This is a genomic window from Paenarthrobacter sp. FR1 (assembly GCF_051106045.1).
GTDB classification, from domain to species: domain Bacteria; phylum Actinomycetota; class Actinomycetes; order Actinomycetales; family Micrococcaceae; genus Arthrobacter; species Arthrobacter nitroguajacolicus_A.
The window spans coordinates 103,575-124,068 of the sequence record NZ_JBPFSF010000010.1 but is presented as its reverse complement, the minus strand read 5'-3'; the positions used below and the strand labels follow the sequence as shown (position 1 = coordinate 124,068).

Annotated in this window: 25 protein-coding genes; 11 read left to right on the top strand and 14 right to left on the bottom strand. The window is 61.7% G+C overall.

Annotation, left to right across the window (positions count from 1 at the left end; all coding sequences use genetic code 11):
• Positions 1-10: 10 nt before the first annotated feature.
• From ACR30Z_RS18270 to ACR30Z_RS18250, 5 genes are all read right to left on the bottom strand, one after another.
• Entirely contained in the window at positions 11-1,534 is a 1,524-nt protein-coding gene (locus ACR30Z_RS18270) for a CHAD domain-containing protein (protein ID WP_434374047.1), read from the bottom strand.
• Positions 1,535-1,664: 130 nt separating this feature from the next.
• Positions 1,665-2,168 carry an SRPBCC family protein gene (locus tag ACR30Z_RS18265; protein WP_434374046.1) on the bottom strand — a complete coding sequence of 168 codons (504 nt, stop codon included), beginning with the start codon at positions 2,166-2,168 and terminating at the stop codon, positions 1,665-1,667.
• A gap of 116 nt (positions 2,169-2,284) precedes the next feature.
• Positions 2,285-2,659 carry a hypothetical protein gene (locus ACR30Z_RS18260; protein ID WP_167510446.1) on the bottom strand — a complete coding sequence of 125 codons (375 nt, stop codon included), beginning with the start codon at positions 2,657-2,659 and terminating at the stop codon, positions 2,285-2,287.
• Positions 2,660-3,143: 484 nt separating this feature from the next.
• Positions 3,144-3,407, bottom strand: coding sequence for a hypothetical protein (locus tag ACR30Z_RS18255; protein ID WP_144649427.1), 264 nt, complete (start codon positions 3,405-3,407; stop codon positions 3,144-3,146).
• Positions 3,404-3,565: a hypothetical protein gene (locus tag ACR30Z_RS18250; protein WP_167510445.1), complete on the bottom strand. Its 162-nt coding sequence runs from the start codon at positions 3,563-3,565 to the stop codon at positions 3,404-3,406. Before ACR30Z_RS18250 ends, ACR30Z_RS18255 begins: the two co-directional genes overlap by 4 nt.
• A 328-nt stretch (positions 3,566-3,893) precedes the next feature.
• Between ACR30Z_RS18250 and ACR30Z_RS18245 the strand changes: the two genes are divergently transcribed.
• The 4 genes from ACR30Z_RS18245 to ACR30Z_RS18230 all read left to right on the top strand — a co-directional run bounded on the left by ACR30Z_RS18245 (position 3,894) and on the right by ACR30Z_RS18230 (position 6,209).
• The gene (locus ACR30Z_RS18245) at positions 3,894-4,502 is read left to right on the top strand and encodes a dTMP kinase (RefSeq protein ID WP_434374043.1); all 609 of its coding nucleotides are present in this window, start codon (positions 3,894-3,896) and stop codon (positions 4,500-4,502) included.
• A 131-nt stretch (positions 4,503-4,633) separates the two neighbouring features.
• Positions 4,634-4,855 (top strand): hypothetical protein, encoded by a 222-nt coding sequence (locus ACR30Z_RS18240; protein ID WP_434374041.1) that lies wholly within the window; start codon positions 4,634-4,636, stop codon positions 4,853-4,855.
• On the top strand, positions 4,852-5,748 hold the full coding sequence (locus tag ACR30Z_RS18235) for a phosphotransferase family protein (RefSeq protein ID WP_434374039.1): 897 nt from the start codon (positions 4,852-4,854) through the stop codon (positions 5,746-5,748). Before ACR30Z_RS18240 ends, ACR30Z_RS18235 begins: the two co-directional genes overlap by 4 nt.
• Positions 5,745-6,209 (top strand): hypothetical protein, encoded by a 465-nt coding sequence (locus ACR30Z_RS18230; RefSeq protein ID WP_434374037.1) that lies wholly within the window; start codon positions 5,745-5,747, stop codon positions 6,207-6,209. Before ACR30Z_RS18235 ends, ACR30Z_RS18230 begins: the two co-directional genes overlap by 4 nt.
• Positions 6,210-6,272: 63 nt before the next feature.
• On the opposite strand, the gene ACR30Z_RS18225 is transcribed toward ACR30Z_RS18230, so the two are convergent.
• On the bottom strand, positions 6,273-7,013 hold the full coding sequence (locus tag ACR30Z_RS18225; RefSeq protein WP_434374035.1) for an NUDIX hydrolase: 741 nt from the start codon (positions 7,011-7,013) through the stop codon (positions 6,273-6,275).
• 100 nt (positions 7,014-7,113) lie between these two features.
• Here ACR30Z_RS18225 and ACR30Z_RS18220 point away from each other — a divergent pair, with 100 nt between their 5' ends.
• The 4 genes from ACR30Z_RS18220 (at position 7,114) to ACR30Z_RS18205 (ending at position 11,318) form a co-directional block, all read left to right on the top strand.
• Positions 7,114-8,133 (top strand): SPFH domain-containing protein, encoded by a 1,020-nt coding sequence (locus ACR30Z_RS18220; protein ID WP_434374033.1) that lies wholly within the window; start codon positions 7,114-7,116, stop codon positions 8,131-8,133.
• A 9-nt stretch (positions 8,134-8,142) separates the two neighbouring features.
• Positions 8,143-9,045 carry a hypothetical protein gene (locus ACR30Z_RS18215; protein WP_434374031.1) on the top strand — a complete coding sequence of 301 codons (903 nt, stop codon included), beginning with the start codon at positions 8,143-8,145 and terminating at the stop codon, positions 9,043-9,045.
• A gap of 122 nt (positions 9,046-9,167) precedes the next feature.
• The gene (locus ACR30Z_RS18210; protein WP_144649412.1) at positions 9,168-10,256 is read left to right on the top strand and encodes a type I restriction endonuclease; all 1,089 of its coding nucleotides are present in this window, start codon (positions 9,168-9,170) and stop codon (positions 10,254-10,256) included.
• A 114-nt stretch (positions 10,257-10,370) separates the two neighbouring features.
• Positions 10,371-11,318, top strand: coding sequence for a hypothetical protein (locus ACR30Z_RS18205; RefSeq protein WP_434374029.1), 948 nt, complete (start codon positions 10,371-10,373; stop codon positions 11,316-11,318).
• A 50-nt stretch (positions 11,319-11,368) separates the two neighbouring features.
• Here ACR30Z_RS18205 and ACR30Z_RS18200 read toward each other — a convergent pair whose 3' ends face one another.
• On the bottom strand, positions 11,369-11,881 hold the full coding sequence (locus tag ACR30Z_RS18200; protein ID WP_434374027.1) for a GNAT family N-acetyltransferase: 513 nt from the start codon (positions 11,879-11,881) through the stop codon (positions 11,369-11,371).
• Positions 11,882-11,916: 35 nt separating this feature from the next.
• Entirely contained in the window at positions 11,917-12,105 is a 189-nt protein-coding gene (locus ACR30Z_RS18195; protein ID WP_144649410.1) for a hypothetical protein, read from the bottom strand.
• Between the two features lie 172 nt (positions 12,106-12,277).
• On the opposite strand from ACR30Z_RS18195, the gene ggt reads away from it, so the two are divergent.
• Positions 12,278-14,113, top strand: a complete 1,836-nt coding sequence (gene ggt / locus ACR30Z_RS18190; protein WP_434374025.1) for a gamma-glutamyltransferase — start codon at positions 12,278-12,280, stop codon at positions 14,111-14,113.
• An 8-nt stretch (positions 14,114-14,121) separates the two neighbouring features.
• Here ggt and ACR30Z_RS18185 read toward each other — a convergent pair whose 3' ends face one another.
• From ACR30Z_RS18185 to ACR30Z_RS18175, 3 genes are read right to left on the bottom strand one after another with little or no spacing between them, the layout of a single operon-like run.
• Entirely contained in the window at positions 14,122-14,724 is a 603-nt protein-coding gene (locus ACR30Z_RS18185) for an NUDIX hydrolase (protein WP_434374023.1), read from the bottom strand.
• Complete coding sequence (locus tag ACR30Z_RS18180; RefSeq protein WP_434374022.1) at positions 14,721-14,924, bottom strand: hypothetical protein; 204 nt, start codon at positions 14,922-14,924, stop codon at positions 14,721-14,723. Before ACR30Z_RS18180 ends, ACR30Z_RS18185 begins: the two co-directional genes overlap by 4 nt.
• Entirely contained in the window at positions 14,914-15,654 is a 741-nt protein-coding gene (locus ACR30Z_RS18175; protein ID WP_434374020.1) for a daptide-type RiPP biosynthesis methyltransferase, read from the bottom strand. Before ACR30Z_RS18175 ends, ACR30Z_RS18180 begins: the two co-directional genes overlap by 11 nt.
• 292 nt (positions 15,655-15,946) lie before the next feature.
• On the opposite strand from ACR30Z_RS18175, the gene ACR30Z_RS18170 reads away from it, so the two are divergent.
• Positions 15,947-16,399, top strand: a complete 453-nt coding sequence (locus ACR30Z_RS18170; protein WP_434374018.1) for a hypothetical protein — start codon at positions 15,947-15,949, stop codon at positions 16,397-16,399.
• Positions 16,400-16,490: 91 nt separating this feature from the next.
• The gene (locus tag ACR30Z_RS18165) at positions 16,491-16,667 is read left to right on the top strand and encodes a hypothetical protein (protein ID WP_167510443.1); all 177 of its coding nucleotides are present in this window, start codon (positions 16,491-16,493) and stop codon (positions 16,665-16,667) included.
• 31 nt (positions 16,668-16,698) lie between these two features.
• Here the strand turns inward: ACR30Z_RS18165 and ACR30Z_RS18160 are convergent, their stop codons facing one another.
• From ACR30Z_RS18160 to ACR30Z_RS18150, 3 genes are read right to left on the bottom strand one after another with little or no spacing between them, the layout of a single operon-like run.
• Positions 16,699-18,021 carry an MFS transporter gene (locus tag ACR30Z_RS18160; RefSeq protein WP_434374017.1) on the bottom strand — a complete coding sequence of 441 codons (1,323 nt, stop codon included), beginning with the start codon at positions 18,019-18,021 and terminating at the stop codon, positions 16,699-16,701.
• Positions 18,018-19,613: an acyl-CoA synthetase gene (locus ACR30Z_RS18155; RefSeq protein WP_434374016.1), complete on the bottom strand. Its 1,596-nt coding sequence runs from the start codon at positions 19,611-19,613 to the stop codon at positions 18,018-18,020. The genes ACR30Z_RS18160 and ACR30Z_RS18155 overlap by 4 nt, the downstream gene beginning before the upstream one ends.
• Before the next feature lie 31 nt (positions 19,614-19,644).
• On the bottom strand, positions 19,645-20,409 hold the full coding sequence (locus ACR30Z_RS18150) for an enoyl-CoA hydratase/isomerase family protein (protein WP_434374015.1): 765 nt from the start codon (positions 20,407-20,409) through the stop codon (positions 19,645-19,647).
• Positions 20,410-20,494: the final 85 nt, after the last annotated feature.

The following is a 20,494-nucleotide window of genomic DNA, read 5'->3' as shown; positions in this document are numbered from 1 at the left end:
GTCGGGACCCTTATTTCTTGAGCCGTAACGTCCGCGCCTTCGAACCGCCTTGGAGATACTCCTGCTCGGTAGCGTCGCCGGCGTTGCGTTCCATGGCGTGGAGCACTCCGTACGTGAAAGCACTGCTGCCGGTGTCCGTCGCAGAGCCGAGCTTCAACAGTTCCTCGCGGGCCATCACACTGTCCTGATGCTCGCCCAGGATGGACTGCACCTTGTGGGCTGCGTAGCCCAGCTTCGCCGCCCGCTTGCCGTGAACACTCTCCACGGCCGCGGCGGCGAACCGCAGTTTCTTGGCGGACTTCCGGACCTCGTGAAAGGCCGTGTCGCGCTGAGGCCCGACGGCGGCACTCACCGCTGCGTCGTGGCGTTTGCCTAGCCGTTTCACTGCCTTGTTGACGAGTTTTGCGGTGGTTTTCCGTGCAGGTTCTGTCCCCTTCGGGGCCACGGGCGGCGAGCTGATGAAGGCATCAAGGTTATCCAGCAAGCGAAAGTACCGGGGGCTGTTGAGCCGGGTCTTGACGGCAGACAACGCAGTGTCAGCCCGGACCGTCATGCGCTGGTCAAGTTCATCGTGCAGTGAACCGAAAACGAGCTTTTCGGGCAGTTCACCAATGCTGTTCCTGAGGCGTTGGTGCAGGACCTCGGTGTCCCGGTAGCGGCCCAGGGTTTTGGCCAGAGATTTCAGCTCTCGCTGAAGGCCGCGGACGGCCTCTACGTCGAAGAGCTTGCGATAGGTATGCAGCACCGATCGGATGCGGCGGATCAGCGAGCGCATTTGATGGACTGAATCCTCCCGATTCAGCCTCACGTGGGCATCTTGAAGAAGCAGATCGGCAACTTGGGCTTCCAAATAGTCCAGGACGGGAACTACTGCCGGTGCTTTGGCGCTGGCCGTTCCGCGATCAGGTGCCCGGGGCGCGGGCCATGATTCGCCCAGTGCGGTGGCCAACTTGGAGGTTCGCTGACTGGGCTTTGCTCCCGCGTCCGAAAGCTGTTCGGTCAGGCTGTCCAAGAGCGCGTCGTCAGCCTCATCCTGCGCAGTCAGCTCCACTTCCCATTCCCGCCACTGGAGTTCGCGACCCTGGCCGATAATGATGTGAGCGCTGACGTGATCGTCCACAAAGTCGGCTATCCGCTCCCCGCCGCTGCCGTACAGTGCGTAGCTGGTGCGTTCGGTGTTGAGGTTGGCTATGGCCGCTACTGCATGCCCGCGGGTATAGGCCAGAACACGGTCCATGAGTTCCACCGGGACGGTCTCTGCAGTGCCCAAAGGCGCCTGGATCTCTGTCCGTTTACCAGGGCCGAGGGGCAATTTGAGGTGCCAGCCGGCGTCGGGTCCTCCAGTGCGGCGACGCAAGGTAATGCCACGGGCGGCGAGAGCCAGATGATGCGTATCAAAGTAGATGGCATCCAGGCTGTGGCTCCCCGGTTCACCGACTTTTCCGATTCCATCGATCGTGTCGAGGGCAGGTATGGGTGTTGACTCCTCGGCATCGAACTTCCGCTCAGCTTCCACATTGCTGGACGTTGCCATGACTGTCGGTTCTCCTCTGTGGTTGCCAACTCCGGAAAATGCCGCGAGGGCCGGCCCGTTGCGGTGGCCGGCCCTCGTTGGAGCTATGTATTGGTGCTGTATCCAGTGTGAATCAGACTAGGGTGCCGCGCTAGATCCCGATTGAGCGCGGCAGAGTGGGCTCACCCGTGTCGTCTACGTCGCCGCCGGACACGGTTCCGCGCCAAGCTCCGGTTTCATGGCCCTGCGCCTCGATGAACTTCTTGAACTTGTCCAGGTCCGCGCCCACCCGCATGCCATCCACGCCGAGCGCCGAGCCTGCCTTTTCCGTGAGGCTTTCGGGCTCCCACACGATCTCGACATTGACGCGGGTCTTGGTCTGTTCCAGGGATTCAAAGCTCACGGTGCCGCCGTTGCGGGGGCCATCGACGCTCGCCCAACTCACCAACGAATCCGGGATCTGCTCAACGATCTGTGCGTTGAAGTCTCGCTTCACACCGCCCACGTTGGTGGAGAAGTGCAGAGCGGTTTCGTCGATCTGTTCCACCGATTCCACCCCGTTCATGAACTCGGGGAAGGTTTCGAACTGCGTCCACTGGTTGTAGGCGACAGATACAGGCACGTCTACTTCGATTGATTTATTGACAGTAGCCATAGGGTTTGCTCCTTCGATCGTGTCTCGGGTGCTCATGTGTTTGCTGCTGGGCGGCGCGCCAGCCAGCTGGCTGCTTAACCAGTGGCGCGCCAGTCTAAGCGCGCCAGCCAAAGGTTCTAGCCGGCGTCGAAACTCTCTTCGTCATCGTCATTGGGCGACTCTTCCTGGGGAAGGTCGTTGCCGCTGCCGTCAGGCAGGTCATCGCTGGAGTCTGGTTGCAGGGACTGTTCGGCGTGGGACTGCTCGTCGATCCCGCCAAAGCGTCCGGCTCCCGGTTCGCCTGAGCTGTCCGAGTCCTCCGGATCCAAGTGGCTAAGGTTCGGTGCACCCGTGGCGTAAGTTTCGCCGTCGGGGCTGTCTTGGCTCAATCCGGCCTCCGAGAGGTCTTCTTCCACGCGGGGCTGGGCCTGTCCGCCGCCGGCTTCCTGCTCGGCGGTAGGGGTGCCGTAACCGCCTACTTCCTCTTCGGGAGTGGCATTCTGCTTGTCCATGTGACCTGTCCTTTCCAAACGGTGAACGTGTTAATGGAACTCTTCGAACCTATAAGTGCCTCTGGTGGCATGTCCATGCCCTGACGAAATTAGTCAGTAATCTTAGCGATTTGCGGAGGGAGGCGTTACTGTTCGGCATGGACTTCCCGCGAAATCACGATGGCTGCGGAATTTCACACCCACCCTGAGGATCCAATCCGGTGTAATTCAACGGACCCGCCACGATATTCAACGCAATGGTTGCCACCTGCGAGCACTGCGCCGGCGGAGTGGTGAAGTAGCCTCGCTGACCGGCGGCAACCGCCCCAATAACGAGCCACACGATGACAATTAGACCGATAATTGACCCGATTCGCATCACTGCCCCAATCGCTAGACTGCTAAGACCCCAGCTATTAGTAAGCATACTGACGAAAGCGCGATAGGGCAAAGAAGAGCGGCTGCGGGCCGGGATACTCCCGGCCCGCAGCCGCTTCGTCCGCACTCAGTCGGTGGGATTGGCCTCTGTGGTCAAACCGCGATTATCAGCGGTTTTCTCATCTTTCTCCTCTGCTGGTCCGGGTGGATTCGCAGACTCGCTGGGACCTGCGTCAACGGCATCCTCCGGACCTTCCGAAGCTGCGTCACCCACCGGAACCTGGCCACCGGTGCCGGGCTCATTTGGATCCCGTGGAATGGGATGCCCGGGAGTGGTGGTTCCATCGCGAACCTGGGCAAAGCCCGCGACTTCGCTGGGATCAGTTGTCATACGCGCGACGACCGGCCCCGGCCCACAACCCAGCCAATAAGGGCCAACACCAGCAAGATAATTCCTACCCACAGCAGGAAACTGAGGGCTTGGTTGAATCCACCGACAAGCAGCAAGATGATTGCGATCACGCCGGCGATGATGAGGAGTGTATTCATTGAGCTACGCATCCCTTCAATAAATGATGTCTATTCAGGAAGGCGTCCGCTGACACCCCGTAATGGAGCGCCACCCATGCCAACGGGCACCGATCGGAGAAATTCATCTCCATATCTTTTACGTACCCACCCGAAAAAGGTTCAAACCGAACTGTGCCGGGCGGAGCACGTTCACAGCATCATGATAAGCACCCTTTGGGTTACGGCGAAGTGCTTTGGTCAGGAAATTTAGTGCGTCGTCACTGGAACTGCCTGTGGGGTGACTCACGCCGCACCTCGGCACATCCCCGGCCCACCCTGCGTTGTAACAGTGACGAGGGGAGGCCTCATGCTCATTGTTCTGACGGGAATTGACGGTTCAGGAAAAACGACGGCGGCCCGCGCCTTGGTCGACTCGGCACGCACTAACGGCCGGAAAGCCCTGCTGCTCAGCAACCACGCTGCCCGGAGGCGGATGTCGCTGCTCAGCGAGCGCTTCGGCGGGCGGTTGCCGCCACGCGTTGCGGACTTCATCGAGACCGGCGTTCGCCTGTTCAACGTGCTGGTCAACCACGCCCGCGCCCAGCGTTTCGACGGTTTGGTGGTGATGGACCGCCACCTGCACTGCCAACTGGCGCTGCGCCACGCCAGCGGGTTGCAGCGGGGCTGGTTGATTCCTTGGCTACTCGAGAAACTCCCAAGCCCCGATGTCCACGTGCACTTCGACGTCGATCCGCGTCTCGCCCACCAACGGGTCACGGCCCGTGGGACCGACAATGAATCGCTGGCCGATCTGGAGGCGTTCCGGTCCGCCTACCGCTCGCTCCCTGAGTTCGACGACTTCGTGGTGGTGGACGCCAATGGGGCACCGGGCGATGTCGTGGCCCAGCTGAACCGGGCGATCGCGGCCTCGGAACCCACCCATCACCCAGCCACGGGACAGATAACGTCCTCTTGAGCCTTTATGAGCGCGTTTGCTGTCCCCTACATTTCCAGCAGCGGCGCCGTTTGACTTGCTCTCTGTCGCTCGCCGGGTAGGCTCGCCCCAAATGCCGGCAACGGCGTGGGTAGTGATTTTGGGGGAAACTAATGAGCGCCAAAACCCGGCGAGGGCTTCTGATCTTCATCTGCGGATTCGGGGCCTACTCCATTCTGTTGTCCACGTTGGGCCCGCTACAGGCCCTCCTTCTGGGCCTTCTGGTGGCCGCGGCTGCCATCTACTTGGATGGATGGCTACGACTCAGGTTCAGCAGCAAACATGCTGACATCAAGGCCCCCGATATCCCCGCCGACCGGCAGCTGCCGCGTTGAGCCAACCAGCGGAAAGCACGACGGCGGGAATCGCCTTGGCGCTTGCGGCTCGCCGGGGTGCCGGATCGGTGAAATGGGCCGGAGCCGGAACTGAGTTCGTCTTCTACGAGGCAACTTTGGGCGGGAACCGGGAGGGCTACCGAATTCCTCGTTCCGTCGAATTCAACACAGCCAACAACCGGGGCGTCACGGCCCGGAGTCTTCAAGATCAGGAGATGGCCCTGGCCCGGTGGGCTGCTGACAACGGAATCCCCACTGCCGGCATCGTGGATATGGTCGAGCAGAACGGTTCTCCCGTGTTGATTCTGGAAGTCGTGGATGACGATGGCTCGGAGCTGAGTTCGGCTACCCTCGGCTCAGTAGTTGCTGCCATGCATCGCCGGCCCTGTCCCGACATCACGTTGGTCGCCCAGGATGGAGTTCCCTTGGCAGCCCGGCTCCTACATCGCCTGGAGGGGCGATACGGGGAACTCCGTCAGCGCCACGTCCTTCCAGTACTGCCCGACTCGGCAGCTCTGCTGGCAACCCTTGAAAGCAATACCAGCGCGCCTCGCCTCACCCATCTGGATCTCAGACGCCAAAACGTCAGGGTCCGCCGCGGTGAGCCGACGTCAATCTTCGACTGGAGCAATGCCCTCGTGGCGCCTCCCGAATTGGAGCTTGCCCGGCTTGAGGAGTACTCGATCATTGAGGAAAACGGCATCAACTTCAGCGCCTTCCTGGACGGCTACGCCCAAGGCGGCGGAAGCATCGACGTCGGGAGCGCGTCCTGGCCGCTCCTCAGGCTGGACGCAGCCGTGATGTTGGCCGCTGTCTTTGATTCGGTAGCCCCAAACGCCGGGTTGAGGGACCGTTTCCTGTCCCGGACCAAGACGCTGGTTGGCCAGCTTTGAAGACAATAATCTCTGAGGCGCGGATCGGCCCCGACTCTCAGAAGGTCATCGCAGGCGTCGTGGGGGTGGCCTGCTTCTTCATCATCGCGACTGCTATTCCCAGCGGAGTGCTGCTGATCACCACAACCCTGGCTGTTCTTATGGCGCTGCTGACCGCGCTGGTGCTGCGTATGAGGGTGACAATCGAAGCATCAGCCGAAAACCTGGTGGTCCGATGCCGGCCGTTCCACGCGAAGACCATCCCGCTGGCAGACATCGTCGACGCCTCCCCCGCCCCGTCCAGTTCCATGACCGAGGGCTTCGGCATCCGGTACTTGGGGCAGAAAACGTGGGGCCTGCTGGTGGGCGGTCCAGCCATCACGGTGGAGACACCGAACCGCACATGGATCATCTCCACGCCAGAGCCGGAGGCGACAGCAGCGGCGATTCTCGCCCACGCCGGCAAACTGAGGGACGGGTAACGTCCTACTGAGCTCGAAAGGGCGTTGTCTGCCCCCTACTTGGGTAGACCCACTTGGGTAGACCTACTTTGGTACAGCGGGGCGCATCAGCGGCGGGTTAAGCACCGCGCGGGTGGGGTGGCCCGCCGTCGGACGTGCCTCGGGGGCGAGCCGGAAAAGCGCAGCCGGACGGCCGGCGTCGCCTGTTGTCATACGGCCGGTGTCCTCCAGGAAACCGGGCGTCCCTGTCGCCTTCCGGTGGAAGTTGCGCGGATCCAGGCGGGTGCCCCAGACGGCCTCGTACACGGCACGAAGTTGGGCGATGGTGAATTCCTCTCCGCAGAACGCCGCGCCCAGGGGGGAGTATTCGAGCTTCGACTTAGCACGTTCCAGGGCGTCGTCGAGGATCCGTTGGTGGTCGAAGGCGAGTTCCAGCGCGCCGCCTTGGACTTCCCTCACCGGGTACCACGCGGCATGCTCCGCGTCGCTGCCGGCAGCCAACACCGGGAAGTCCGGCGCCAGCAGCAGGTGCGCCACGGTGAGGACGTCGCCGCGGGGGTCACGGCCCTTGGGTCCGTAGCTGCCCAGTTGCTCAAGGTGCCCGGGTAGATGCTCGACGCCGGTTTCTTCCGCGAGTTCACGGACCGCCGCCTCCTGCAGGTCCTCACCTGCGAGGACGAAGCCGCCCGGTAGCGCCAGCTTGCCGCGGAAGGGCTCGATGAGGCGGGTGATGAGCAGTACGCGCAGTTCGCCGTCGCGCACGGTGAGGGCGACGACGTCGACGGTCACCGTGAAGCGCTGGGGCGCCGGATGGGATTCAGGCATAAATCAATCGTAGGAAATTATCGTCACATTGACAATAATCCCGACTCGCCCTACTGTTTAGTTATCGTCAAGGTGACGACAACAAACGAAGGAGAACATCATGGCAATCATCAAGCGCTACCCCTGGATCAGCCACTTTCTCGGCAGCCCCACGGGCTACGTCGTCCACCTGCAGAAGGGCACGGTCAGGCACCAAGGAGTGGGCCAAGCGTTCTTCTTCCGCCCCGCGAACTCGGTGCTGAGTGAGGTTCCGGTGGACGACCAGGAACTGCCCACCCTCTTCCACGCCATCACCCGCGACCACCAGGACGTCAGCGTTCAGGCCAACGTGACCTACCGCTTTATCGATCCGGTGGCCGTATCCACTCGCCTCGACTTCGGATTGCAGACCGCGGGAAAGGCGCCGGCCACCGGTCGCGAACAGGTTTCCACCATCATCGGCCAGCTGTGCCAGAGCCACGCGATCGACCAGATCGCGACCACCACACTCGCCGAAGCGCTGGAACGTGGGGTCAGCCAACTCCGGGTGGTGCTCACCGATGCCCTCCGCGCCGATGCAAGGCTCCAGTCCACGGGCATCGAGATCCTCGGTGTGCAGGTCCTGGCGGTCCGGCCCGAAGCCGACGTGGAACGGGCCTTGCAGACACCCGTCCGCGAACAGCTCCAAGCCGAAGCGGACCGGGCGGTTTACGAAAGGCGGGCAGTCGCCGTCGAACGTGAACGCACTATCTCCGAGAACGAGATGGCAAGCCAGATCGAACTGGCGGTCCGCCGCGAAAACCTGGTGGCCCAGGAGGGCGCAAATGCCCGGCGTGCCGCCGAAGAGAAGGCAGCCGCAGGCCTGATCGAAGCCCAGGGATCTGCCGAACGCAAGGGCATTGGCGCCGCCGCTGAAGCGAACCAAATCCGCCTGGTGGGCGAAGCAGCCGCAGCCCGCGAAGCCGCCACCATGGAGGTCTACCGCGGCATGGAGCAAGCCACCCTGCTGGCACTGGCCCTCAAGGATGCAGCGGGCAGCCTGCCGAACATTGGTAACCTCACCATCACCCCCGACCTGCTCAGCGGAGCACTTGCCGGACTGCTCAAGGAACCCGCTGCCACCGCCGAAGTCACCAAGTAAGGACCCGTCATGGCAACCCCTCGCATCGTCCTCGTCCACCGGCGGACCGAACTGCAGGAACTCCTGGACCGGCACGCAACCCGCGGCCAGGCAGAGTTCTTCCTCAGCACCCGCGGCCGCAGTATCCAGGACGTACAGGACCGGCATGATTGCCTCACCGCCGCCCTCGCAACAATTCGGGCAGCGGTGCCGTCCGACTGGCGGCAGGCGGAAGTTGAACGCGCGGACCTCAGCCGCTTCCTTCTCACGGCAGAGGACATCATCGCCGTGGTGGGACAGGACGGTTTAGTGGCGAACGTAGCCAAGTACCTGAACGGACAACCGGTCATCGGCATCGACCCCGAACCCGGAGCAAACCCCGGAGTCCTGGTCCGGCACACGCCGGCAGCCGCCGCAGCCCTGCTGGCCAGTGGCGATGTTGGGCGGCTGCGCCTGCAGGACCTCACCACCGTGACGGCAACGCTCGACGACGGTCAGCAGCTTTCGGCGCTCAACGAAGTTTTCGTGGGGCACGCCTCGCACCAGTCGGCGAAGTACACGCTCGCTGCGCCGAGTTTCACCCAGACCGGCGGACAGACCGAGCGGCAATCGTCGTCGGGCCTTATCGTTTCCACCGGCACCGGCGCAACCGGATGGTGCGCTTCGATTGCCCTGGAACGCGGCGGGCGAGCCTTGCCGGCACCCACCGATCCGCGGCTCGCGTGGTTCGTCCGGGAAGCGTGGCCCTCCCCCGTCACCGGCGCTTCGTTGACTGAAGGCGTGCTGGAGGCCGGTGAAGTGCTGCGGATCACCGTGGCATCAGACCAGCTCGTGGTGTTCGGCGACGGCATGGAGGACGACCGGCTCACTGCCTCGTGGGGACAGGAGATCACGGTGAAGCTGGGGCAGCGGCCGCTGCGGTTGGTTGTTTGAGCCCGCGGGGAAACGTCGCTAGGCGCTTGCCCGCCACATCGGCGATCCTCTACTTGCCCGGCTTTGTCCGCAACCTCCGCTAATGTTGGCTCACTTGTCGAAATTGAGACCATGGGGGTCAAATGGAATTTGCAGAACGGCTGTCTGCATTGGCGGCCAAAGTACGACAGCAGCGTGGGGTTATAGAGACTGAGGAGGCAACGAAAAATGCATTCGTCATGCCGTTCATCTCGTCCATCTTGGGCTACGACGTCTTCAATCCGCTGGAAGTTGTCCCCGAGTTCACGGCCGACGTAGGCGTAAAGAAGGGCGAAAAGGTTGACTACGCCATCGTGAAAGACGGGGAAGTTCAGATCCTCATCGAATGCAAGAAGTCCATTGAGCCCGTCAAGATCGAGCACGCATCCCAACTTTTCCGCTATTTCGCGGTGACCAATGCGAGGATAGCGATCCTCACGAACGGCGAGACCTATCAGTTCTTCACGGACCTCGACGCACCGAACCGAATGGATGCGAAACCGTTCCTGGTCCTCGACCTGAACGACATCGACGAGACCCTCCTGCCTGAACTTCAGAAATTGTCCAAGGACGTTTTCGATTTGGATTCCATCATCAGTGCGGCGGGTGAACTGAAGTACATCGGCGAACTCAAAAGGACTCTTGCGGCACAGTTCCGGGAACCGGAGGATGAATGGGTCAAGTTCCTTACGGCTCGCGTTTACACCGGAGCGTACACGCAGCGCGTCCGCGAGCAGTTCACAACTCTGGTCGGCAAAGCCACCAAGCAGTTCCTTAACGATCAGGTCAACGAACGCCTGAAGAAAGCTCTTGGCGCACAGGCTTACGCACCAAATGACGACGTCGCCGCCGCCGTCGTGTCCAGCCAGCCCGTTGCGGAAGCAGACCTCGCGGAGGCTGACGCAATCGAGACCACTCTCGAAGAAATAGAGGGCTATCAGATTGTCCGCGCCATTGTTTGCAGCGAGGTGAAACCCACTCGAGTGGTCCAGCGCGATGCCAAGTCTTACTTTGCCGTCCTTCTGGACGACAACAATCGCAAACCCATCGCGCGGCTTCACTTTAACCGAACGCAGAAATATATCGGATTGTTCGATGCCAACAAGGAGGAGACTCGCGTTCCGATTAGCTCTTTGGAGGAGATCTACGAACACACTGAGGCTCTCCGAGCGAGCGTAAAGAGCTACCTCTGAGCCTAAGCTCGTTGATCAGCAGCAGCGGGTTAATCCATTCGGTGTATTATTTATGGATTGGCCCGCTTCTTCATGCCCTGGGCCTCACTTCCTGACTCAACCCGAGGAGCTCCCTTGAGCCATCCCGAGCAAACCGCGGAACAAGTCCGTGCTCCCAAGGCCACCACTTCGGGTGGTCGCACTGCCGCGCGGGCCTGGTTACTCGGGTTCCTGGCAGGCGCACTGGGCCTCGCGCCGTGGCTGATCGGCGGAGCGAAGCTGCCGCTGCAGAACTTGTGGCGGTCCGAGGCTCTTCCCGAGCACATGCCTTTAGCACTCTTGCCCCTCAGCCAATACGAGCTCACCACCATTGTTGCCCTCGTGACCGTGGGCGGAGCCGCGGCAGGACTGGCAGTCCGGATCTGGTCGCCGGAGTACCGCAGGCTGGCAACGTGGTGCGCAGTGGGCGGTGTCCTCGTCGTCCAAATCTTGGCAGCAGCGCAGTCGTTCACTGTGCTCAACCAGGGGCTGGAGAGCGGGAAGATGGCGAGCCTCTATTTCTTCGGCTTGCTGGCAGGAGTCATTCTTTCCCTTGCCGCCAGCATCGGAGCAGTACTCCTGTTCGCCTCGACGTCGCGAGTGGCCACGACGCTGGGCGCTGGACTCATGGCCATCCCGTTCACGTCGTGGGCGGTGGAATGGGTTGTCGGTTCAGTGGGGTACATCAACGTACCCCCAGTTGTGCCGACCATCGCACGATGGGTTCCTGCGGTACTTGTCGGTTGTGCTTTGGCTTGGTGTGGACTCAGTCCCATCCGCCGCGGGGTGGCGTGGGTCCTCAACTGTGCGTTCTTGTGGCTGATGCCCGCTCTGTTCACCTCGGTGCAATACGTCCTCGGAACCCGGGCTCTGGCCGGCGATGTCCAGGAAATGCTGTTGATGAGCCGGCAAATCCTCGCAGCTACACTCGGGCCTGACGGTGGGGCTTTGCCCACCATCTTGGCGGCACTGGCCATCGCACTCGCAGGCGTCGGAGCGCGTGCCATCGCAGCGCGCGGGAACTCCCAAAAAGCCGTGGGTTAGCTTGCCCGGCCTGTGAACACGGTGCGCCCGAACGACCTCTTGAGGGCCCCTTAGCGGGCTGTCATCGCTTGGATGCTGCGGACCATACGAACGTCCCGCACGTCATCTTCGATGTTCACCGTTCCGTCCGCTACGAATCCGTGCTTCCGGTAGAACGCTTGGGCGCGCGGATTAGGGTCGGCGACCCAGAGGAAAGCGGGTGCGGCAGGGTCGATGACAGCGTTAAGCAGGGCCTCGCCCACCCCTGAACCGTGGAAGGCGGCATAGGCGTAAAGGACATACAGTTGCTGTGACTCCTCAGCGGAGTCAGGAATGGGGCCCGACATCGCTATGCCAATCACGGTGTCTTCGTGCGAAGCAACGGCGACGCTGTTCTGTTCATAGCGAGAATCAGTGAGCGCTGCGGTCCAGAACTTCTCCCGAAATTCCAGTAGCCCTGGATCGTCCAGCACTTCATCGCTCATCAACCCCCGGTAGGTTTCACGCCAGGTGTCAACGTGAACTTTCGCCATGCCTGGCGCGTCCGCCGGCTCGGCACCACGCACCTCAAAGTTGATCGTCATCGCTCAACGGTACATTCGCAAAGAGGGCCTGCTAGCTAACCGGCTTGTCTGGCGTTGCCCTTGAAGGTTGCCAGAAATGTTGCCACGCCGAGAATAAGTGACGTGGCCGTGGCCGCGGGCCAAGGAATGTTTCCGTTCACCCATAGTGCCGCGAAAAGCGAAAACGCTGCCACCAGCACCCCTGCTAAAACAGCAAACATTTTGGTCCTGCTTTTGGTCCCCATGCGACGATCCTACCCGCGCTCGGTAGGTCTCCCCTGCCGTCTTGTGCACGATCACTGATTCCCCCTGACCCACCGTCCTTCAAATTTCAACCGTTGTCCCTCGCAGAACCCCGGGGTAGGGTGACCGGACCGTCCACCCACATCACCGTCTGGAACAACTCTGGGAGACACCATGACACATGTGAGACGTCAAATGGCTGCTGTCACGGCAGCCTTGGCACTAACCGTGACAAGCGGAGCGATGGCCAGTCCCGCCTTCGCCGATCCCCGCGAAACAGATAAGAAACCCACGGCCACCGGCTACGGCGGGGCCGTGAGCACGGTGGATCCGGAAGCCTCCGCAGCCGCAATTGAAGTATTGAAGAAGGGTGGCAACGCAGCCGACGCAGCAGTTGCAGCCGCCGCTACCTTGGGCGTCACCGAGCCCTACAGCGCTGGCATCGGCGGCGGTGGCTACTTCGTTTTCTACGATGCCAAAACCAAACAAGTGGGCACCATCGACGGCCGCGAGACCGCACCTGCAAACATCAAACCCGACGCATTCATCGACCCTGCAACAGGCAAGCCCTACAACTTCACGCCCGAACTTGTGACCAGTGGCGTTTCAGTGGGAGTCCCCGGCACACCCGCTACCTGGGAGCGCGCGCTGGAGCGCTGGGGAACCCTGGACCTCGGCGAGGTGCTCAAGCCGGCCATTAAGGTGGCCAACCGTGGATTCGTGGTGGACGAGACCTTCCGCCAGCAAACCAAGGACAATCTGGCACGCTTCAACAACTTCACCTCCACGCAGGACCTGTTCCTCCCCGGCGGTGGCGCACCCGTCGTCGGAAGTGTCTTCAAGAACCACGATCTCGCGGCGACATACCGGCTACTCGCCAAGGAGGGTACCGACGCCTTCTACAAAGGCCCTCTCGCCGAGGAGATCGTCAAGACTGTTCAAGCACCGCCCAAGGTGGCAAAGCCAACGCTTCCTGTTCCGGTTGGCGTCATGACTACTCAGGATCTGGCCAATTACAAGGTGCTGGACCAGGACGCCACCAAGGTGGATTACCGAGGCTACGACGTCTACGGCATGGCGCCATCCAGCAGCGGTGGGACTACGGTTGGCGAGGCACTGAATATCCTTGAAAACTACGACCTCAAGGACATGCAGCCAGTGGACGCCCTGCATCACTACTTCGAGGCCAGTTCCTTGGCTTTCGCGGATCGCGGCGCCTATGTGGGCGATCCGGCCTTCGTGAAGGTCCCCACCAAGACCTTGCTCGACCCCGTGTTCGCCAAGGAACGCTCCTGCGAGATTGATCCGACGACGGCGGCGGCCAAGCCGGTTGCCCCCGGAAACATACAGACGTACGACGGCGCGTGCCCGACTGCCGCGGCACCTCTCGCCAATGAATCGGACACGGAGAACATCTCAACAACGAACCTGACCGTTGCGGACAAGTGGGGAAACGTGGTGGAGTACACGCTCACGATTGAGCAAACCGGCGGATCCGGAATCGTGGTTCCAGGCCGTGGTTTCCTGCTCAACAACGAGCTGACCGATTTCAGCACTGTTTACAGCGAGACCGACCCCAACCGGATCCAGCCGGGCAAGCGTCCCCGATCCTCGATGTCGCCGACCATCATTTTGAAAGACGAGAAACCGTTCTTGGCCCTCGGCTCCCCCGGCGGTTCGACCATCATCACAACCGTGCTGCAGACCATCTTGAACCGGGTGGACAGGGGTATGACGGTCTCCGAAGCCCTCGCTGCGCCACGTGCTGCCCCCAGGAATGGCACAACGGTCAGCTCTGAGCCTGCCTTTATTGAGGCCTACGGCCCGGCGTTGGATGCGTTGGGCCATGACTTGGTTCCAGCAGGGGACGCGTTCACGTCGGCCGCCGAGATAGGGGCGGCAACAGCCATTGAGTTCGGTAAGGACGGACAGATGACAGCTGCAGCCGAGCCGGTTCGTCGAGGCGGCGGATCAGCCCTGGTGGTGAAACCGGTCAAACCTGGCAGGTAGAGCGCACCCTAATAGCCCGGCAGGAGTCCGCGAACGGTTGCCTGGAGCTTCTCCAAAGCCGCATCCTCCACGGTGCTGACGGCAAACTTCAGGAGTCCTCGGCATGCAAGTCCGGCGTCCGTCAGCTCACCACTGAGGAGGAAATCAAGCAGTTCGTCACTCGGTAGGAGTCGAACGAAGCCCGCCTCGGAGGCATCCCACGAAGGGTCGTCGACGGGGCGGGCTTCTGCTGTGATGGCCAGGTGTTTACGCCTGGAAGAGTTGGCGGACAACCACTCGGGTCCTGCGTAATAGATGGAAGACGCCTGATATCCGGTTTCTTTCCTCAGCTCTCGGTGAGCGGCATTCTCCGGCTCTTCGCCGTGGGCCACGTAGCCACCGGGAAGGCCCAGCAGCGTCCTTCCTGGCCCTACGCGAAACTGCTCAAACAGCACCACGTCGGATCCGCCCTCGGTGAAGGCCAGCATGACCGCGGAGTCCGGACCGGCAACGACTTCCCACGCGGTGACGGAGCCGTCAGCTTCCAGGTATGTGTCCTGATTGACGGTGACAAAGCCCTTGTAGGCGCGCGTAGACCAGAGCTTTCGCCACAGTTCCTCCGAAGTGCTCAAGGTTGGCTGTTGTTCCTGAGCTCCCGACTGAATCTCCACAACATCACCAACGAAGCTGCCGCGATGATGATTCCGGAAATGAGGGACCAAACAGATTCGTCAGCACTTGAGAGGAAGATGTATGCAGCGTAGAAGGCCATGGTGAGGGCAAACAGAAGCCAGACCAACGGTGAACGATTCACGATGAGATCACTTCCCACACACCCATAGTTCCACGTCATTCAGGCCAGGGGTTGGCGTCGCGATATGGACCGGCCGGCGTTCGATTATGTTGAGATCTTCCGCAGAGATCTCCTCCTCAAGGAGGCCCCGGCTGACAAAGGCCACGTCATGTGCGTACTCGGACGAGCGGTACGTGCCACCCTCATTGAAGCTGACATGGATCATGGTCACGTGCCGGGCACCGTTGACGGTGTCGCGGCTCTCCCTGGTGATGAGGCACGAATCGTCGCCCAGAGCCGAAACGAACGTTCCGCCGTCGTTGTTCTCAGATGCTTGGTGAGAGTCCGCGTTCGCAACGGTCATCAGGAAGCGGCCGTCCGGCGTCAGGCATTCGCGCACCTTTCGGAAGAGCCCACGCCTATCGGATGGATCCAGGAGGGTAATTGAACTGGCGCCAAGAACGACGCAACCGAACCTTTTCTCCACGTCAAAGCGGGTGAGTTCATCCAGTGAAGAATCGACGGCGGTCAGCGGACGATCCAGTGCGAGCAGCGGACCTGTGATCCGGCCGGACCCCGCTGCCAACACCAGGATTGGCCCCTCGGTCTTGCGGGCCTCAGCAAGTAACTCGGGAATTTCCGTCCTGTCCTTGGCGGTCACCTGATCGTAGAGGTAGGGTCCTGGGACCTTGTGCAGTTCCTCAGGTGGATCGAGGGGCCCGAGTAGCCGCAGGATCGCGTCAACGGTTTGGTCCGGTGCGATGATCATCAACCCTTACTCTCCGGGAGTTCGACTAATAGTCACCGGTGCACGCGGACGGGGGCGGAACATGTGCACCCCCCGCGTGCACCGGCAAGGACGACATTAGTGTCCGTCTGAGATGCCACAGCCTAAAAAAGCGAAACTAGGTGGTGAATGAACCGAAAATAGGGGTGTTTCGAGTCCATCTAGGTGGTGTTTTGAGTTTGTCTAGGTGGTGCGGCACACCATTACCGGCGTGACTTCGGGCTTAGCGTGGGAGCGGTTATGCTGGGTCACTCGACGATTGGGGACGTCTGGTATGAAGAGAATTTCTCGGAAAAACGCCAACAGTTACTGGTTGATCCTGGCCGGGTGTTACGGGCTGACCATTGGCATAGCTACGATGACAGCCATGCCGTGGCTTTTGATTGTGGGCGGCGTTTTCATTGTCTTTCCGCTGGTCGTGGGGTTCGTGTACGGCCAGATCGGCAGCAAAGTCCAATACCAACTCGTCCCGGAAAGACCGATGATCGTCATTGCGGCCACTGCCTTCGCGGTGGTCGCGACACTGCTGCATGGGTCTCCGGTCGCTGTCTGGGCGGGCCCTTTCCTGGCCGTAGCCACCTTTGTCGGCATGTACTTCTGCCTGCGCCGCTACGGACACTTCTATAGCGTTGTCCAAGACAGCCCAGACACCTCAGAAGCGGCTGAACACCTAGGCCAACGCGAAGACCACCTAATTGTGGCTGTTCAACCACCTAGGCACCCCTAAACAGCACCTAGTTTTCATGGTCAGGCCACCTAGAGCCGTCTTTCGGTGCCAGCATCTTCGTAGAGTCAACCGAATCACGGAGAGGTGCGGGATGAAGACACTAACGTTCACAGGCGCGGCAATGGCATTGGTTGCGGCCATCCCAGCATTCTTCACCAACCCGCTGGTTGGGTTCATGTTCTTGGCGACCGCCATTGCGATGGCGGCGACCGGGGTGGTCTACCTCCGTCAGCGACAGAAGCGCGAAAGCCCCGGCCGCTCAGCGTGAAGCTGAGGAGCCGGGGCACCGGGTACGAAGCCTACAGAACCGTTGTCCTCGACAGCGACAGGTCCTTTGTTTCGCGGAAGAACAGGACCACCACCACTGCGGACACCAGTGCCATGCCCATGAGGTAGAAGGCAGGAGCCAGCGGTGTCCCGAACCCAGCCACCAAACCAGTAGCAACGAACGGAGCCGTTCCACCGAACAGTACGTAAGCCAGCGTGTAGCCAATTGCTGAGCCGGAGGCTCGGACGGATGAAGGGAACATCTCAACAAGCGCCGGCACGTTGGACGTACCGATCACGGCCACCAGGGCACCCAGCACACTTGTCCCAAGGATCGCGAAACCGAGCCCCAGAGGCATGATGGAGAATGCCGGGATGGTCATCACCACGAAGCCAACACATGCCACCAGCAGCATCCGCTTGCGTCCGTAGCGGTCGCTGGCTCGTGCGGCCAACGGGCAGACCGCCGTGTACACCAGCATGGTGATCACACTGGTGATCATTGATTCGGCCGACGAGTAGCCCAGGCTCGAGGTCATGTAAGCGATCATGTAGCTGCTCATGAGGTAGTACGCGATGGCGTTGGTGATGCTGTAGCCGAAGAGCGTGAAGATCTGCCGCGAGCACATTCGGATGGCGTCACCCAAGGGCCGCTTGGCTACTTCACCGGTCTTTTCCAGCCCACGGAACACCGGAGTGTCGTCAACCTTGGACCGTATATACAGACCGATCAAACCAAGGGGCGCTGCCAGCAGGAACGGAATCCGCCAACCCCACGCCTGCAGATCCTCTGCACTCAGGGTGGCCGTGATGGCCGCACCCAGCAGTGCACCGGCAACGGAGGCAAGGCCAACGGTGGCCGGGATGATGCTCGCGTAGGTGGCCCGCTTGCCTTCCGGGGCGTACTCAACAATGAAAGCCGAGGACCCTGTGTACTCGCCACCGGTGGTGAAGCCCTGAACCGCACGGAACACGAACAGCAGGACCGGAGCCCAAATGCCGATCACCGCGAACGTCGGCAGAATGCCGATGCAGAACGTCGCCGCGCTCATGATCAGCACGCACAGGCCAAGCATCTTGTTCCGGCCAATCCGGTCACCGTAGCGTCCAAAGAAAGCCGCCCCGAGCGGCCTGGCGATGAAGCCGCCGGCGAAGATCGCCCACACGGCCAGAAGTGACGCCGTCGTGGAGTAATCCGGGAAGAAGAGCTTCGCGATGGTGACGGACATGACCGCATAGGCCGCGGAGTCGAACCATTCAACGAAATTTCCGACGGCGGCTGCCGCGGCAACGCGCTTAAGGCTCCTGCGCGGGGAAGACTCGGTTTCAGCGACTTTCTCGGTCATCGTATTCATGATTGTTGTCCTTCGGGGCGGGGAGAGGCTACAACGTGGGGAAGTTCGCGGAGCTGGGCCCGCTGGACTTTTCCGGTGGCCGACTTGGGCAGCGCGGAGACGTATTCAATGAATCGTGGGTACGCGAAGCGGGAGAAGTTCTCCTTCACATGCGCCACGATGGTTTCGCTCAGGTCCGCTCCCCCAGCGTGACCGGGCATCAGTTCGATCCAGGCCTTGATGGACTGGCCGCGAAGGTCGTCGGGCACGCCGGTGACCGACACGTCCCGCACGGGATCGAGTTCGCGGATGACTGCCTCCAGCTCATAGGGACCCACACGGTAACCCGACGTTTTGATGACATCATCGGTCCTCCCCAGGAACCAGAAATAGCCGTCATCGTCCGTGTAGGCCTGGTCCTTCGTGTGGTACCAGCCACCTCCGAACGCGCTGGCCGACGCCTCCGGCATGTTCCAGTATCCCAAGGGAAACTGCGGGTTGGAGCGCGCCCGGAGACAGACCTCGCCGGTCTCGCCCGTGGCTACTTCCTGCTCGTTTTCGTCCAGCAACCGGACGTCCCAACCGGGAAGCGGCTTGCCCATCGAACCGGGCTTGACCGGCACATCCGGGTAGTTCCCCAGAAGGGGGTAGGACTCGGTGGAACCGTAGTAGTCCAGCAGCGTCACCCCGTACTGCGCCTGGAACCAAGCGATAAGGTCCGGCGTCAGCGGCTCATTGGACGAGCAAACCGTCCGCAGGGACAGCGGGAAGCGAGTACCGGCGTCGGGCACGTCTTCGCGCATCTTGCGCAGGAACGTCGGATTGACGAGGGCGCTGGTGACACGGTGGCGGCTCATGCTGTCCAGGAGGGCTGCAGGGTCGAAGCCGCCATTAGGCCGAAAGACCAGATGCGTGGCGCCGAGGCGGAGCGGGCCCATGAGCTTGGCGAGCGACCATGCCCAGTCCCCCGCACCATAGAACACGTCGCTGTCGCCGATCTGGTGGCAGTACTCGAACTCGTTGTGGCCCAGCAGGGTCCGATGCGCATGCACGATTCCCTTCGCGCGGCCGGTGGTGCCCGAGGTGTAGAAGATGAGGGCGGGGTCGTCGGCTGTGGTTTCGACGTCCCGGAACGCGGTGGGGGCCTCCTTGATGGCCGGGCTGTCGATGTCGATGAACGTACCCTCGTAGTCTGTAAACAGGTGCTTCGCTGACTCCTCGGCAATGATCACCGACGCCCCGCTGTCCTCCAACCGGAACCGGATGGGCTCCGGAGCCCAGAGCAGGGACATGGTCACCAGGATGGCGCCGGTCCTCAGCACGCCGAGGTAGGCGGCCGGGGTATCGGAACGTTGCGGCAGCAGGACTGCGACGCGGTCGCCCTTCTTGACACCGGCCTTTTGGAGGGTGGCCGCGATCTGCCGCGACCGGTCCTGGATTTCGCCCCAGCTCACCTCGCGTTGACCTTCGACGGCGGACTCCAGGATGAGTGCGCGCTTGTCCCTTGGGTGCCGGTCGGCGACGTCGACGGCCATGTTGTAGAGCTCCGGAACCTCCCAGCGGTGGCTGTTCCGTAGTTCGGTGTAGCGGTCTTGGGTGGCTGTTGTTGTCATGGTTTGCCTCCTGATTCTGTTGCTTCGGGGCTCAGCGGCGGCCGGCGAGGAAGCGGGCCATTTCGCGCTGCGGTTCGCCCGTACCGTAGGCCTCGCGGTGTACGCGCTTGGCTTCTGCCATGGCGTCGCTGAGGTCGTCGTCTTCCAGGCTGCGCAGGCGGTTCTTGGTCAAGCGAACCGCGCCCGGAGGAAGCAGGCTCAAGCGGGCGGCGAGGTCCTTGGCGTAAGCCAGCACGCCGCCGTCGTCCGCCAAGTAGTTGAGGAGGCCGAGGCGCTGAGCCTCGGCAGCGTCCACCAGCTCGCCGGTGAGGACGAACTGGGAGGTCTTGGACTTGCCCAGGATGCTCCACATGGCCCAGATTCCGGTGATGCTGGGGATTCCGGACAGGACTTCCGGCTGACCCATGCGGACTTTCGAGTCACCGACGCGGAGGTCGGCGAGGAGAGAGTACTGGAACCCGGATCCGGCGGCGACGCCATTGACCGCGGCGATGGTGATCTGGTCGAGGTTGCGGACGGCGCGGTAGAGGCGGCCGAAGCCGTCGATCCACGCCTCGGCGGATTCGTGATCCTCGGGGTTCATGGACGCGGTCTCGGCCAGGTCTTGCCCGGCGCAGAAAGCGCGTCCGCTGCCGGTAAGGATGACGGTGCGGACTTCGTCGTTGCCTTTGAGGCTTTCCAAGTAACCGATGAGATCGTTGCGCATGGCCTCGGTCCAGGCGTTGAGCTTGTCCGGGCGATTGAGTGTGATGATGGCGGTGGGGCCGGTCTGTTCGAAGAGGACGTCCTGGGACATTGGGGAGTTTCCTTTGCTTCGGTGGGGCTTCTTGATTCCCATCTGACCATCGGTGAATGTGACCCGTCTAACATCAATATCTACT

Excerpts from the sequence above, each read along its gene's own strand:
- ACR30Z_RS18215 (WP_434374031.1), top strand. The coding sequence starts at position 8,143 with ATGGCAACCCCTCGCATCGTCCTCGTCCACCGGCGGACCGAACTGCAG.
- ACR30Z_RS18220 (WP_434374033.1), top strand. The coding sequence starts at position 7,114 with ATGGCAATCATCAAGCGCTACCCCTGGATCAGCCACTTTCTCGGCAGC.
- ACR30Z_RS18150 (WP_434374015.1), bottom strand. The coding sequence starts at position 20,409 with ATGTCCCAGGACGTCCTCTTCGAACAGACCGGCCCCACCGCCATCATC.
- ACR30Z_RS18175 (WP_434374020.1), bottom strand. The coding sequence starts at position 15,654 with ATGATCATCGCACCGGACCAAACCGTTGACGCGATCCTGCGGCTACTC.
- ACR30Z_RS18225 (WP_434374035.1), bottom strand. The coding sequence starts at position 7,013 with ATGCCTGAATCCCATCCGGCGCCCCAGCGCTTCACGGTGACCGTCGAC.
- ACR30Z_RS18260 (WP_167510446.1), bottom strand. The coding sequence starts at position 2,659 with ATGGACAAGCAGAATGCCACTCCCGAAGAGGAAGTAGGCGGTTACGGC.
- ACR30Z_RS18265 (WP_434374046.1), bottom strand. The coding sequence starts at position 2,168 with ATGGCTACTGTCAATAAATCAATCGAAGTAGACGTGCCTGTATCTGTC.
- ACR30Z_RS18165 (WP_167510443.1), top strand. The coding sequence starts at position 16,491 with ATGAAGACACTAACGTTCACAGGCGCGGCAATGGCATTGGTTGCGGCC.
- ACR30Z_RS18160 (WP_434374017.1), bottom strand. The coding sequence starts at position 18,021 with ATGAATACGATGACCGAGAAAGTCGCTGAAACCGAGTCTTCCCCGCGC.
- ACR30Z_RS18210 (WP_144649412.1), top strand. The coding sequence starts at position 9,168 with ATGGAATTTGCAGAACGGCTGTCTGCATTGGCGGCCAAAGTACGACAG.
- ACR30Z_RS18170 (WP_434374018.1), top strand. The coding sequence starts at position 15,947 with ATGAAGAGAATTTCTCGGAAAAACGCCAACAGTTACTGGTTGATCCTG.
- ACR30Z_RS18240 (WP_434374041.1), top strand. The coding sequence starts at position 4,634 with ATGAGCGCCAAAACCCGGCGAGGGCTTCTGATCTTCATCTGCGGATTC.
- ACR30Z_RS18245 (WP_434374043.1), top strand. The coding sequence starts at position 3,894 with ATGCTCATTGTTCTGACGGGAATTGACGGTTCAGGAAAAACGACGGCG.
- ACR30Z_RS18195 (WP_144649410.1), bottom strand. The coding sequence starts at position 12,105 with ATGGGGACCAAAAGCAGGACCAAAATGTTTGCTGTTTTAGCAGGGGTG.
- ACR30Z_RS18270 (WP_434374047.1), bottom strand. The coding sequence starts at position 1,534 with ATGGCAACGTCCAGCAATGTGGAAGCTGAGCGGAAGTTCGATGCCGAG.
- ggt (WP_434374025.1), top strand. The coding sequence starts at position 12,278 with ATGACACATGTGAGACGTCAAATGGCTGCTGTCACGGCAGCCTTGGCA.
- ACR30Z_RS18255 (WP_144649427.1), bottom strand. The coding sequence starts at position 3,407 with ATGACAACTGATCCCAGCGAAGTCGCGGGCTTTGCCCAGGTTCGCGAT.
- ACR30Z_RS18250 (WP_167510445.1), bottom strand. The coding sequence starts at position 3,565 with ATGAATACACTCCTCATCATCGCCGGCGTGATCGCAATCATCTTGCTG.
- ACR30Z_RS18155 (WP_434374016.1), bottom strand. The coding sequence starts at position 19,613 with ATGACAACAACAGCCACCCAAGACCGCTACACCGAACTACGGAACAGC.
- ACR30Z_RS18200 (WP_434374027.1), bottom strand. The coding sequence starts at position 11,881 with ATGACGATCAACTTTGAGGTGCGTGGTGCCGAGCCGGCGGACGCGCCA.